Origin of the sequence: Comamonas sp. F1-6 (assembly GCF_039581415.1) — a bacterium.
In the GTDB taxonomy this organism is placed as follows: domain Bacteria; phylum Pseudomonadota; class Gammaproteobacteria; order Burkholderiales; family Burkholderiaceae_C; genus Comamonas; species Comamonas thiooxydans.
The window spans coordinates 279,633-292,679 of sequence record NZ_JBCPWN010000001.1 but is presented as its reverse complement, the minus strand read 5'-3'; the positions used below and the strand labels follow the sequence as shown (position 1 = coordinate 292,679).

The following is a 13,047-nucleotide window of genomic DNA, read 5'->3' as shown; positions in this document are numbered from 1 at the left end:
TTTCCTTAGTTCTTGTATTGCAGAGAGTCCGAATGAGCCAGCAGCCATTGCAGCACAAGCTGGGGCTGGTTCAGATCCAGCACGGGCTGGACAGGCACTTGAGGCAGGTCATGGGCAGCGTCGGTAGCCACTGCCAGCACCCTAGGGTCATGTACAAACAGCGGCTCCAGGCTCTTGCCCTTGTCCAGCCTGTCCTGCTGCTGCCGCCAGACCTCTATCTTGGGCAGCTCGCCATGCTTGAAGCCTTCGACCAGCACCCAGTCCACGCTGGGATCCAGCTGCGCCAGCATATGGTGCACGCTCAGCTGAGCAGGCTGCTCGTATTCGCGCATCAGCGCCATGCGTCTATCGGATGCGAGCAGCACTTCATAAGCGCCAGCCTTGCGGTGACGCCAGCTATCCTTGCCTTCGCGATCCACATCAAAGTCATGGTGGGCATGCTTGATGACCGAGACCCTGAGTCCGCGCTGCTTCATCAGCATCACCAGCGCCTCGACCAAGGCGGTCTTGCCCGCGCCCGAATATCCGGCAAAGCCTATGACCTTCATCTTGATTTCAATATGTTTTTGATAGCTACCAGCGCTCTAGGGGCAAGCGCAAAATACCAATTTCATCCAAAGAAAAAAAGCACCTGTCGCCAAGCCACAGATGCTTTTCAAGCTTAACGCCGCAGGACTTTATCTGCAGTTTTCGGCGATAAAGGCCTTGACCTGGTCCACGTCGGAGGCCATGACGACCACACGCTTGGGCAGGTCTTCAATGCCATTGAACTTGGCGGGACGGTTGGGCTGGCGGCCCAACGCTTCTTCGATAGTCGCCGCAAACTTGATGGGCAGAGCGGTTTCCAGCACCAGCATGGGCTCGGCGCCCAGATGCTCTCGCGCCACCTTCACGCCGTCGGCGGTATGGGTGTCGATCATCTGATCAAAGCGCTCGAAGGTGTCCTTGATGGTGGCCAGACGGTCGGCGTGCGTGCTCTTGCCGCTCACAAAACCGTACTTGCCGGCCGCATCCTTGAAGGCGGGATCTGTGCTCAGATCGAACTTGCCGGCCTTGGCCACGCCTTCGGCGAACAGCTGCCTGGTGCGCACGCCGTCGCGTCCCACCAGGTCGAACACAAAGCGCTCGAAATTGCTGGCCTTGGAGATGTCCATCGAGGGGCTCGATGTCTCGTAGGTATTGGCCGAGCCTCGCACCTGGTAGACGCCGGTGCGGAAGAACTCGTCCAGCACATCGTTTTCGTTGGTGGCCACCACCAGCTTGGCAATGGGCAGACCCATCTGGCGCGCCACATGGCCTGCGCAAATATTGCCGAAGTTGCCCGAAGGCACGGTGAAGCTCACCTTCTGATCATTGGAGCGGGTGGCCTGCAGATAACCGGCAAAGTAGTAGACCACCTGGGCCAGCAGACGTGCCCAGTTGATGGAGTTGACAGTACCAATCTTGTACTGGGCCTTGAAGGCGTGGTCGTTGGAGACGGCCTTGACGATGTCCTGGCAGTCGTCGAACACGCCTTCGATGGCGATGTTGTGGATGTTCTCGTCCTGCAGGCTGAACATCTGCGCCTGCTGGAAAGGGCTCATGCGACCGTGTGGGCTGGTCATGAAGACGCGCACGCCCTTCTTGCCGCGCATGGCGTATTCGGCCGCGCTGCCGGTGTCCCCGCTGGTGGCGCCAAGGATATTCAACTCCTCGTTGCGGCGGGCCAGTTCGTACTCGAACAGATTGCCCAGCAGCTGCATGGCCATGTCCTTGAAGGCCAGCGTGGGGCCGTTGGACAGAGCTTCGATGTGCAGCACGCCGTCGAGTTGACGCACGGGCACGATGGCGTCGCTGCCAAAGACTTCCCTGGTATAGGTCTTGGCACACAGGGCGCGCAGATCCTCGGCTGGAATGTCGTCGATATAGAGCGACAGAATCTCGAAGGCCAGGGCCGCATAGCCCTTGTTGGCCAGCGTCTCGCGCAGCTGGCTCAGCTTGGCATCGTCGATCTGGGGGTACTCGACGGGCAGGTACAGGCCGCCATCGGGAGCCAGGCCTTCGAGCAAAATGTCGCAAAAACGCTTGCGGTCAGCATGGCCGCGGGTGGACAGATACAGCATCTCAAACTCGCCAAAAACTAAAATTCGGAACGGACAGCCAAACGGACAGAAGTCATGCCGCCAAGCCGACCATTATCGGTCAGCAAGCCCGATTTGACTGTGCGCGAATGCAGAGACCGGCCAACGCCATTGCCTCATATCGTGCCGGACGGGGCTCAGGGCTGGAAATAGCGTTGCGCCCCCGGCTTGATATAGGCCTTCAGCTCCTTGAACGGGACACTGACGCCGCTGCCAAGGCACACACCCATGGCATGGCCTATGCCTGAAATCACAAAGCTCATCTTGTCGGGCTTGTCGAGCATCAGCGCCATGTACTGGGGCAGCAGCTCGGTGCACTCCTTGTCATCCTCGGAATGCCGGTTCACGGCCTTGCTCAGAAAACGCGACAGCCGATCACCATACTCCAGCTTGTACTCGCCATATTTCACGTCCTTGAGCAGGCGGGTGAAGTCCATATAGCCGCCCCGCAGCAAGTCCAGCACAAAGGGGTCGTAATGATTGTTGGGGTGCGCGCCACCGCAACCGGTTGAACCGGACTCCACCACACTCATCAAGGCACTTGAGAGGTAGGTCACCTTGATCGACTCGTTATTGAAGTCCCCCAGTGAGCCTGCCGCCGGGCCAGCGTTCTGGTAGATCGAGCCCACACAGGCTAGCGCCTCCAGACTCATGGCCCAGTGGCGCTGCTCCAGAACGGTATTGGTCTGCGCCAGAATTTTGCTATCCGGATGGCGCGTGAGACGCGGATACCAGAACTGGGTACGCGCATCGCGCACCGGCCTCCAGGCCAGCGTGGGGCTGACCACCACTTCCTTGCCCTGCTCCAGCTTTTGCTCGGCCACTTTCAGATAGTCGTAGGGCGTGGCCTGTGCCGAGATGGCAACGCCCGATGCAATACCGCTGCCCGCACCTTGCACAATCGCCAACGTCACGGCCTCCACACCGAATGGCGCTATCTTTTCAGGGTCGTACTGCGCAATATGGGTAAGGGCTAGCGGCAGTTTTTTGCCGTGAATATCATCCACCCACTCACCTGCCAAAGCACTGCCTTGCTGGCGCAGTTGCCAAACGATGCGGCGCTGTTGGGAGTCGGTCAACACGGGAGGCTCGCCACCGCTTTCACGCGCCCAGTCGTTATTCAAAGGACGTGCCTCAGACAGCGCATTCAGCGAGCCCCGGAGTGGAATATCCACTCCATGCCGCAGATAGAAATAGCGCCCCTGGCGTTCACCACCCTCGCCCGGCTTACCCAGCTCCATCACCACCGCCGAGCCGCCCAGCGTGCCACGATAGACATCGACGGGCGCCGCTTGCGCACCCGCCGCCACCAAAAACAAAAAGGCTGACGCCATAGGGCGCCAGCCTTTGAAGGAGTTTGCAATACCGACACCGCACTGAACAGGGAATAAACCGGTTTGAGTGCGACGGTACATGCTCAAGTCCTTAGTTCAGCTCTTCCTTGCGGATGCGGGTGATGGGAGCCAGCACCGTGGGCAGCCCCTGGATTTCGGCCAGGGCCTTGTCCATATCACCTTCGCGCGTGTCGTGCGTGAGAATGATCAGGTCGGTCTGGGTCGAGCCTTCGCCGCCCACTTCGTCGGCTTCGCGCTGCAGCACGGCGTCGATGCTGATGCCGGCACCCGCCAGCAGGCCGGTGATCTTGGCCAGCACTCCGGCTTCGTCGGCCACGCGGATGCGCAGGTAGTAGCTGGTCACGACCTCGGCCATGGGCAGCACGGGCAGCTCGCTGCCAGCGGCAGCCAGGCTGCTGCTCTGGAAGGCCAGGGCTGGCACGCGGTGGGCAGGATCGGAGCCGTCCATGCGGGCGATATCCACCAGGTCGGCCACCACGGCGGAAGCGGTGGGCTCGGACCCGGCGCCCTTGCCGTAGTACAGCGTGGTGCCCACGGCATCGCCGTTCACCACCACGGCGTTCATCGCGCCTTCCACATTGGCGATCAGACGCTTGGAAGGCACCAGCGAGGGGTGCACGCGCAGCTCGATGCCCTTGTCCGTGCGCTTGGTGATGCCCAGCAGCTTGATGCGGTAGCCCAGTTGCTCGGCGTAGCGGATATCGGCACCGGCCAGCTTGGTGATGCCTTCCACATAGGCCTTGTCGAACTGCACGGGAATGCCGAAGGCAATCGCGCTCATCAGCGTGGCCTTGTGGGCCGCATCCACACCCTCGATGTCGAAGGTGGGATCGGCTTCGGCATAGCCCAGACGCTGCGCTTCCTTGAGCACCACGTCGAAGTCCAGGCCCTTGTCGCGCATTTCGGACAGGATGAAGTTGGTCGTGCCGTTGATGATGCCGGCCACCCACTGGATGGAGTTGGCGGTCAGGCCTTCGCGCAAGGCCTTGATGATGGGAATGCCACCGGCCACGGCAGCTTCATAAGCCACCATCACGCCCTTCTCGGCCGCGGCCTTGAAGATTTCCGTACCGTGCACGGCCAGCAGGGCCTTGTTGGCGGTCACCACATGCTTGCCGGCCGCGATGGCTTCCAGCACCAGGGCCTTGGCAATGCCGTAGCCGCCGATCAGCTCGACCACCACATCGATATCGGGGTTGGCGATGACTTCACGTGCATCGCCGACCACCTTGACCTTGTCACCCACCACGCTCTTGGCGCGTTCGGTATCCAAGTCGGCGACCATGGTAATTTCAATGCCACGACCCGCACGACGGCGAATCTCGTCTTGGTTGCGTTCCAGCACATTGAAAGTACCGCTGCCTACGGTGCCAATGCCCAACAGGCCTACTTGGATGGGTTTCATAAGTTCTAAGGTCAAAAAAGCGCTGAAGCGCTTGAAAATCAAGCGCCACCAGCTATCAAAAAGATGAGTTACGCGGCTTTCTCAGCCTTGGCAGGCTTAAGTGCCTTTTCTGCCGGCACTGCCTTGGGCTTGTCCGTGCCATGGCGCTTGCGGTACTTCTCGAGGAAGGCTGCCAGCCGGTTGATGGCCTCGCGCAGATCTGCCTCATGCGGCAGGAACACGATACGGAAGTGATCAGGCTCGGGCCAGTTGAAACCCGTTCCCTGCACCAGCATGACCTTGGTTTCCTGGAGCACTTCGAGGAAGAATTCCTGGTCGTCCTGGATCGGGTAGACGGCTGGATCGAGGCGCGGGAACATGTACAGCGCGCCCTGAGGCTTGACGCAGCTCACGCCGGGAATGGCGTTGATCAGCTCCCAGGCCAGATCGCGCTGCACGCGCAGGCGACCGCCTTCCTGCACCAGAGCATCGATGCTCTGATGACCGCCCAGTGCCGTCTGCACCGCCCATTGGCCGGGCACATTGGCGCACAGGCGCATGTTGGAGAGCATGTTCAGGCCCTCGATGTAATCCTTGGCGGGCTTTTTGTCGCCCGAGATCACCATCCAGCCAGCACGGTAGCCGCAGGAGCGGTAGGCCTTGGAGAGGGAATTGAAGGTGATGGTCAGCACATCGATGGACAGGCTGCCCAGCGGCGTGTGCTTGGCATCCTCGTACAGCACCTTGTCGTAGACCTCGTCCGCGAAGATGACCAGGCCATGCTCGCGCGCCAGCTCCACGATCTGCAGCAGCAGCTCCCTGGAGTACAGCGCACCCGTAGGATTGTTGGGGTTGATGACGACGATGCCCTTGGTGCGCGGCGTGATCTTGGCGCGGATGTCGTCCATATTGGGCATCCAGCCATTGGACTCGTCGCACATGTAATGCACGGGCGTGCCGCCGGACAGGCTGGTGGCAGCCGTCCACAGCGGGTAGTCGGGCGCAGGCAGCAGCATCTCGTCGCCATTGTCCAGCAGCGCGTTGGTGGCCAGGCTGATCAGCTCCGAAGCACCGTTGCCCAGATAGATGTCGTCCAGTGTCACGCCCTTGATGCCCTGGCGCTGGGTTTCATGCATCACGGCCTTGCGCGCCGCGAAGATGCCCTTGCTGTCGGAGTAGCCTGCCGAGTTGGGCAGGTTGCGGATCATGTCCTGCTGCACTTCCTCGGGAGCATCGAAGCCGAACACGGCCAGATTGCCGATGTTGAGCTTGATGATCTTCTGGCCGTCGTCCTCCATCTTCTTCGCCGCGTCCATGATCGGCCCGCGGATGTCGTAACAGACGTTTGCTAATTTGGCGGATTTTTGAACGGTTTTCATGCGAATCAATGCAAAAGGATTTCAGGCACGCCAGGGCGCATTAAGTGCCATGGTGAAACCTATAATTTAAGCACAGTTCCGCGCTGCAGCAATGTCCCCACCCTCTCTGTATGGAGACAGCAGCCATCGCCCCCGTCCAGCGCGCCGATTGCGCACACTCTCCATCATGAAATTTCAGGCAGACAAATCCGATGCGCAAACCATCACCGGCTATGGCCCGGGCTGGATCGCGGTTGACAAGCAAAACCACGAAACCAGTCTGCTGGTCGGGGCCCGCGGCCTGCTGACCGAGTGGAACTGCGCCCGCTTCGAAGACCTGACGGCCGAGCATTTCGAGGAACTCGCCAAGCTGGATGCGGAAGTCGTCCTCTTTGGCAGCGGCAGCAAGAACCGCTTTCCACCCGTGGCCTGGCTCAAGCCGCTGATCGCCAAACGCATTGGCCTGGAGAGCATGGACACCGCCTCGGCCTGCCGTACCTATAACGTTCTGGCCAGCGAAGGCCGCAACGTGGTCGCAGCCCTGCTGCTAGCATAGACTTCTGAGCTTACATTGAGAGAAATACGTATTTCAGGGTAAAATCGCAGGTTGCGGCTGGGGGCGATCGATTGATAAAAACAAAAATACCACCGACGCCCTCGGCATTTCAACGAACACACCCGAGAGATACAAGCGCATGGCGATCGTTGTCAACAAACCACTCCCAGAATTTGAAGCCAACGCCACCGGCGGCGTCAAGGTGTCCAACACCTCGCACAACGGCCAGATTCTGATCCTGTATTTCTACCCCAAGGACAACACGCCGGGTTGTACCACGGAAGCAATGCAATTCCGCGATAAGTACAAGGATTTCGTGAAGGCTGGCGCCACCGTGTTCGGTGTGTCGCGCGACAACATGAACTCGCACAACGACTTCAAGGAAAAGCTGGAACTGCCGTTCGAGCTGATTGCCGACACCGAAGAAAAGATGTGCCACATGTTTGGCGTGGTCAAGAACAAGATCATGTACGGCAAGAAGGTCAAGGGCATCGAGCGCTCCACCTTCCTGATCGGCGCCGACGGCATCCTGATGCAAGAATGGCGCGGCCTGAAGGTCCCCGGCCACGTGGACGAAGTACTCAAGGCCGTCAAAAGCCTAAAGACTCAAGACAAGAAGGTGGCCTGAGCCTCGCCCGGGACTGAAACCTTGCAATCATCTACACGCAAAGTATTTCAAAGTCTTTAAACAAGGCAAAACAGGAAATACTGCTTCAGGCCCTCGGAGCCTATGCATAATGGGGCATGCCTCAGTGCTACGCAGTATTCTCTGTTCACCCCACCAAAGCCGCCTCGGTTTCCAGGCGGCTTTGTGCTTTTTGAATCTTGTTGAGAACGGTTCGTCCACTATGCCCCTGCCCCCCGCACCCGGCCACCGCGCCGCAAAGCTCTCCGCAGAAGCCTTTTCGTCCATCCGCAAGCCTGCCAAGCAGACTGCAGAACTTGACGAGGATCTGAACCCCTCCAACGGAGCCGCCCTGAGTGCGGCTTCTGAGCCCGTCCCTGCGGTCACCAAGTCCCGTCGCAGCGCCAGCAAGCCCACTGTCGCTGCAACTGCTGCAGCCAAGGCACCGCGCAAGACCGCTGCCACAACCGCCGCTGCAGCACCTGCCAAACCCGCCGACGCGACTGCCAAGCCTGCTCGCCGCGCCCGCAATACGCGCACCGGCCCGACCACGCTGTTCGTGCTGGACACCAATGTGCTGCTGCATGACCCCAGCAGCCTGTTCCGCTTTGAAGAGCACGACATCTTCCTGCCCATGGTGGTGCTGGAAGAACTGGACAACCACAAAAAGGGCATGACCGAGGTGGCGCGCAACGGCCGCCAGGTCAGCCGCACCCTGGACTCCCTGGTTGCATCCCAGCCCGCCGACGGTCTGGAAAAAGGCCTGCCGCTCAATGCCACGGGTCAGCGCAGCGCCACCGGCACACTGTACTTCCAGACCAACCCTCTGGATGCATCCCTGCCCGAGAGCCTGCCACAGGGCAAGGCCGACAACCAGATTCTGGGTGTGGTCGCAGCCCTGCGCGAGCAGCACAAGGATCGCGAAGTCGTGCTGGTGTCCAAGGACATCAATATGCGCGTCAAGGCGCGCGCCCTGGGCCTAGCCGCCGAGGACTACCAGAACGACAAGGTGCTGGAAGACGGCGATCTGCTGTACTCGGGCGCACTGGCCCTGCCCCACGACTTCTGGGCCAAGGCCGGCAAGAATGTGGAGAGCTGGCAGGAAGGCGCCATTACCTACTACCGCGTCAGCGGCGCCATCGTCGACCAGTTGATGATCAACCAGTTCGTCTACTACGAAGCACCAGGCGAGCCCAGCCTCTACATGCGCGTGACCGAAATCCGCGACAAGACGGCCGTGCTCAAGACGCTGCGCGACTTCGGCAATCCCAAGAATGCCGTCTGGGGCGTGTCCACACGCAATCGCGAGCAGAACTTCGCCATGAACCTGCTGGTCAACCCCGAAGTGGACTTTGTCACACTGACAGGCACGGCAGGTACCGGCAAGACCCTGCTGGCCCTGGCCGCCGGCCTGGCCCAGGTACTGGACGAGCGCCGCTACACCGAGATCATCATGACCCGCGCCACGGTGAGCGTGGGCGAGGACATCGGCTTCCTGCCCGGCACGGAAGAGGAAAAAATGGGCCCCTGGATGGGTGCCCTGGATGACAACCTGGAGTTCCTGGCCAAGGGCGACGGCGGCAATGCCGGCGAGTGGGGGCGCGCCGCCACCAACGAGCTGATCCGCAGCCGCATCAAGATCAAGAGCATGAACTTCATGCGCGGTCGCACGTTTCTGAACAAATACGTCATCATCGACGAGGCCCAGAACCTGACCCCCAAGCAGATGAAGACCCTGATCACCCGTGCCGGCCCCGGCACCAAGATCATCTGCATGGGCAATCTGGCCCAGATCGACACACCCTACCTGACAGAAGGCAGCTCGGGCCTGACCTATGTAGTGGACCGTTTCAAAGGTTGGCCCCATAGCGGCCACATCACGCTGGCGCGCGGCGAACGCTCGCGCCTGGCAGACTTCGCCAGCGAGGTGCTGTAAGTGGCGAGCTGGATCGCGGCACTCAAGCTCGTACCCTGGGGCGAGGTCATCAAGGCCACGCCTCAGGTGGTGAAGGCCGCCCAGGGCATGCTCAAGAAGAAAGAAGCCCAGGCCGAGGCGCGCGAGCAGGACGCCAGCGCACAAAGTGCTGCGCAGCGCATTTCGCCACCGGCTTCCGCCGGCGAGCAGGCGCTGCTGCTGATCCAGCAGCAGGAGGAGCGCATCACCCAGCTGGAGCAGTCGCAGCGCCAGTCGCTGGAGATCATCGAGAAGCTGGCCCAGCAAAATGCCCAGATCGTCGCAACCGTGGGCGCGCTGCGCATAGGTGCACAGCGCCTGGCCTGGGCCTGCGGCGTACTGGGACTGTGCGCGATCGGTCTTGGCGTCTACCTGTTCAGCCGCTAACCCCGCAGCTGCTCAAAAAAACAAAGCCCGCAAGGTCTGTGCCTTGCGGGCTTTTCTTATGTCCTTCAATTTGATAGCTTGCAGCGCTTGATATTCATAGCTTTCATATTCATAGAGTTATGAAATCCACACCCAACAAGCGCTAATCGCTATGATTTTTAGTATTCGTCCGTGCCGTAGCCCTGCGCCAGATTCTCGAAACGCGTCTGGTTCTTCTGGAAGAAGAGCTTCACCGTCCCCGTCGGCCCGTTACGCTGCTTGCCGATGATGACCTCGGCAATATTGGGCTCCTTGCTCTCTTTGTTGTAGTAGTCGTCACGGTAGATGAACATGATGATGTCCGCGTCCTGCTCGATGGCGCCCGATTCACGCAGGTCGGACATCATGGGGCGCTTGTCGGTACGCTGCTCCACCGAGCGGTTGAGCTGGGACAGCGCAATCACCGGGCATTGCAGCTCCTTGGCCAGCATCTTCAAACCCCGCGAGATTTCGCCCAGTTCGGTGGCACGATTGTCGGAACTAGCAGCAGATCCCGATCCGCTCATCAGTTGCAGGTAGTCAACCACGATCAGGCCCAGCTTGCCGCACTGGCGCGCCAGACGACGCGCATTGGCACGCAGCTCGGTTGGAGACAGGCCCGGCGTTTCGTCGATATGCAGCGACACGGTGCGCAGGCGCTCGATGGCCTCGGTCAGACGCGGCCACTCGTCGTCGCTGAGCTTGCCGGTACGCAGATTGCCCTGGTTGACGCGGCCGATGGAGCCGACGATACGAACCGCCAGCTGGGCCGCGCCCATTTCCATGGAGAAGATGGCGACCGGCAAGCCCTCATTAAGCGCCACATGCTCGGCAATATTCACGGCAAACGAGGTCTTGCCCATGGAGGGACGCGCCGCCAGCACCACCATGTCGCCGGCCTGCAGGCCCGAGGTCATGCGATCCAGATCGACAAAGCCCGTGGGCACGCCGGTCACATCCATGGGGTTGTCGGCCATCTCCTGGACCCGGTCCAGCAGGTCCACCACCAGCGAATCCAGCGACTGGAAACCCTGCTTGTTGCGCGCTCCCTCCTCGCCGATCGCCATGATCTTCTGCTCGGCTTCGTCGAGGATGCGCTCCACGGTCTTGCCCTGCGGATTGAAGGCATTGGTCGCGATGTCGTCGCTGGCCGTGACCAGCTTGCGCAAGATGGCGCGCTCGCGCACGATTTCCGCATAGCGGCGGATATTGCTGGCACTGGGCACATACTGCGCCAGCTGGTTCAGGTACATCAGGCCGCCGATTTCCTCGGCCTTGCCCATGCCCTGCAGATGCTCATAAACCGTGATCACGTCGGCCGGCTTGCTTGCATTGATCAGCTTGCCGATGGCTTCGTAGATCAGCTTGTGCTCGTGTCGGTAGAAGTCGCCGTCGCCAAGCAGATCACCAACGCGCTCCCAGGCATTGTTGTCCAGCAGCAGACCGCCGAGCACCGAAGATTCCGACTCCATGGAGTGCGGCGGCACACGCAGTTGCGCCACCTGCTGATCGGCAGTGGGAACCGGGGCGAATGCATCATCTTGCAGATCAAGCGGGGGCATTACTGACGACATGAGACTCCTAGAGACAAGTCCTCCATCGTAGCGGGAGGCGGTGGCGACGTCACGGCGGGTGACGATAAAAACGCTGGCGAGACAAACAATTACCAGAAAACAAAAAACCGCCCGAAGGCGGCTTTTTGCCAATTCAGAACAGAGCCTGAATTAGGAGTGGTCGCCGTACACGGAGACGGCCACTTCTGCAGCCACGTCGGTGTGCAGAGCCACCACCACAGTGGCATCGCCAACGGTCTTGATGGGGCCGTTGGGCATGCGCACTTGCGACTTGTTCACTGCGAAACCGGCCTTGACCAGTTCTTCAGCGATGTCGGCGTTGGTGATGGAACCAAACAGACGACCGTCAACGCCAGCCTTCTGAGTGATCTTCACGTTCACGCCGTTGAGCTTTTCGCTCAGTTCTTGAGCGGCAGCCAGCTTCTCGGCGGCAGCCTTTTCCAGCTCAGCGCGCTTGGCTTCGAATTCAGCCTTGGCAGCAGCTGTTGCACGACGTGCAGCGCCGGAGGGGATCAGGAAGTTACGAGCGTAACCGTCCTTGACCTTGACGATATCGCCCAGGTTACCCAGGTTCACAACCTTTTCGAGCAGAATGATTTGCATAGTCGTGCTCCTTAGATCTTGTGCTGGTCAGAGTAGGGCAGCATAGCCAGGAAGCGAGCGCGCTTGATGGCTGTGTTCAGCTGACGCTGGTAGATGGCGCGCGTGCCGGTCAGGCGTGCGGGCACAATCTTGCCGTTTTCGGCGATGAAGTCACGCAGGGTGTCGACATCCTTGTAGTCGATTTCTTCGACGCCGGCGACTGTGAAGCGGCAGAAACGCTTGCGCTTGAACAGCAGCGACTGGGTGTTGCGCTTAGGACGCTTGTCCTTGTTGAATTTCTTGAACGTGGCCATTGCTGGACCTCTTGAAAATTAATTTTGTTGAATATCCTGAATGTGTAAAACCAGCATCTTGCTATTGCGCGGCGTGGCCAGAAAACCTTGAAAGGTCCATTGGCTACCGGGTGCTTGGCGGGCCAGCTTTTCAGCCAGGGCGCCAAAGGCAACAGCCTTGACAGATGCATTCACGTTGCGCGCACTGCCCAGCTCTTGTTGCTGCGAACTGTGTTCAATTCGCAAATCCAGGGCCGGCAATCCGGCGGGCGTGTAGCGCAAAGCAGCTTGCTCTACGAGAAGGCCCGTCAATACAACGCGGTTTTCCACTCCTTCAGTGTCTGATGCTATTAAGCGTGCTCAGCCTGGTTGGCCTTGCGGGCTTCTTCGCGCTCAACGCTCTTCATCATGGCGGAAGCAGCTGTTTCAGCCTTCTTCTTCTGCACAGTCAGGTGACGCAGCACGGCATCGTTGAACTTGAAGGCGTGTTCCAGTTCAGCCATCACAGCCTGGTCGGCTTCGATGTTCAGGCACAGGTAGTGAGCCTTAGCGAGCTTGTTGATCATGTAAGCCAGCTGACGACGGCCCCAATCTTCTTCGCGATGCACCTTGCCGCCACCAGCGGCAATCATGCCCTTGTAGCGCTCCAGCATCGCGGGAACTTGTTCGCTTTGATCCGGATGGATCAACAAAATGATTTCGTAATGACGCATAACGACTCCTTTTGGGTAAACGCCGCCCACTGCGTCTGTAGCGGTGCGGCAAGGCAAAACGTGAGATTCTAGCCGAGTGGCAGACTATCTGTACACTCTGGGGCCTATAAACCTGCGATTAGCATTGG

At 59.9% G+C, this 13,047-nt stretch carries 14 protein-coding genes; 4 read left to right on the top strand and 10 right to left on the bottom strand.

The features are described 5' to 3' along the window. Nucleotides 1–5 precede the first annotated feature (5 nt). The 5 genes from mobB to AAIL66_RS01315 form a co-directional block, all read right to left on the bottom strand. A complete protein-coding gene (mobB, locus tag AAIL66_RS01335; protein ID WP_343495829.1) occupies nucleotides 6–548 on the bottom strand; it encodes a molybdopterin-guanine dinucleotide biosynthesis protein B in 543 nt (180 codons plus the stop codon). Nucleotides 549–677: 129 nt separating this feature from the next. After that, nucleotides 678–2,102 (bottom strand): threonine synthase, encoded by a 1,425-nt coding sequence (gene thrC, locus AAIL66_RS01330; protein WP_343495828.1) that lies wholly within the window; start codon nucleotides 2,100–2,102, stop codon nucleotides 678–680. A gap of 155 nt (nucleotides 2,103–2,257) precedes the next feature. Next, a complete protein-coding gene (locus AAIL66_RS01325; RefSeq protein WP_343495827.1) occupies nucleotides 2,258–3,454 on the bottom strand; it encodes a hypothetical protein in 1,197 nt (398 codons plus the stop codon). Between the two features lie 91 nt (nucleotides 3,455–3,545). Then, a complete protein-coding gene (locus tag AAIL66_RS01320) occupies nucleotides 3,546–4,880 on the bottom strand; it encodes a homoserine dehydrogenase (RefSeq protein ID WP_003064309.1) in 1,335 nt (444 codons plus the stop codon). Between the two features lie 68 nt (nucleotides 4,881–4,948). After that, nucleotides 4,949–6,238 carry a pyridoxal phosphate-dependent aminotransferase gene (locus AAIL66_RS01315; RefSeq protein ID WP_003057902.1) on the bottom strand — a complete coding sequence of 430 codons (1,290 nt, stop codon included), beginning with the start codon at nucleotides 6,236–6,238 and terminating at the stop codon, nucleotides 4,949–4,951. Between the two features lie 166 nt (nucleotides 6,239–6,404). Between AAIL66_RS01315 and AAIL66_RS01310 the strand changes: the two genes are divergently transcribed. The 4 genes from AAIL66_RS01310 to AAIL66_RS01295 all read left to right on the top strand — a co-directional run bounded on the left by AAIL66_RS01310 (nucleotide 6,405) and on the right by AAIL66_RS01295 (nucleotide 9,739). Beyond that, nucleotides 6,405–6,773: an Mth938-like domain-containing protein gene (locus AAIL66_RS01310; RefSeq protein ID WP_003064306.1), complete on the top strand. Its 369-nt coding sequence runs from the start codon at nucleotides 6,405–6,407 to the stop codon at nucleotides 6,771–6,773. A gap of 139 nt (nucleotides 6,774–6,912) precedes the next feature. Further along, the gene (locus AAIL66_RS01305) at nucleotides 6,913–7,401 is read left to right on the top strand and encodes a peroxiredoxin (protein ID WP_003057908.1); all 489 of its coding nucleotides are present in this window, start codon (nucleotides 6,913–6,915) and stop codon (nucleotides 7,399–7,401) included. Nucleotides 7,402–7,621: 220 nt separating this feature from the next. Then, nucleotides 7,622–9,334: a PhoH family protein gene (locus AAIL66_RS01300; protein WP_034408636.1), complete on the top strand. Its 1,713-nt coding sequence runs from the start codon at nucleotides 7,622–7,624 to the stop codon at nucleotides 9,332–9,334. Continuing rightward, nucleotides 9,335–9,739 carry a hypothetical protein gene (locus AAIL66_RS01295; protein ID WP_343495826.1) on the top strand — a complete coding sequence of 135 codons (405 nt, stop codon included), beginning with the start codon at nucleotides 9,335–9,337 and terminating at the stop codon, nucleotides 9,737–9,739. A 158-nt stretch (nucleotides 9,740–9,897) separates the two neighbouring features. Here the strand turns inward: AAIL66_RS01295 and dnaB are convergent, their stop codons facing one another. The 5 genes from dnaB to rpsF all read right to left on the bottom strand — a co-directional run bounded on the left by dnaB (nucleotide 9,898) and on the right by rpsF (nucleotide 12,919). Continuing rightward, entirely contained in the window at nucleotides 9,898–11,331 is a 1,434-nt protein-coding gene (gene dnaB, locus AAIL66_RS01290; protein WP_034359740.1) for a replicative DNA helicase, read from the bottom strand. Nucleotides 11,332–11,481: 150 nt separating this feature from the next. Further along, nucleotides 11,482–11,934, bottom strand: coding sequence for a 50S ribosomal protein L9 (gene rplI / locus AAIL66_RS01285; protein ID WP_003064296.1), 453 nt, complete (start codon nucleotides 11,932–11,934; stop codon nucleotides 11,482–11,484). Between the two features lie 11 nt (nucleotides 11,935–11,945). Next, nucleotides 11,946–12,227: a 30S ribosomal protein S18 gene (gene rpsR / locus AAIL66_RS01280; protein WP_003057920.1), complete on the bottom strand. Its 282-nt coding sequence runs from the start codon at nucleotides 12,225–12,227 to the stop codon at nucleotides 11,946–11,948. Between the two features lie 18 nt (nucleotides 12,228–12,245). Next, nucleotides 12,246–12,536: a primosomal replication protein N gene (gene priB / locus AAIL66_RS01275; RefSeq protein WP_003064293.1), complete on the bottom strand. Its 291-nt coding sequence runs from the start codon at nucleotides 12,534–12,536 to the stop codon at nucleotides 12,246–12,248. A 20-nt stretch (nucleotides 12,537–12,556) separates the two neighbouring features. Next, entirely contained in the window at nucleotides 12,557–12,919 is a 363-nt protein-coding gene (gene rpsF, locus AAIL66_RS01270; RefSeq protein WP_003064289.1) for a 30S ribosomal protein S6, read from the bottom strand. Nucleotides 12,920–13,047: the final 128 nt, after the last annotated feature.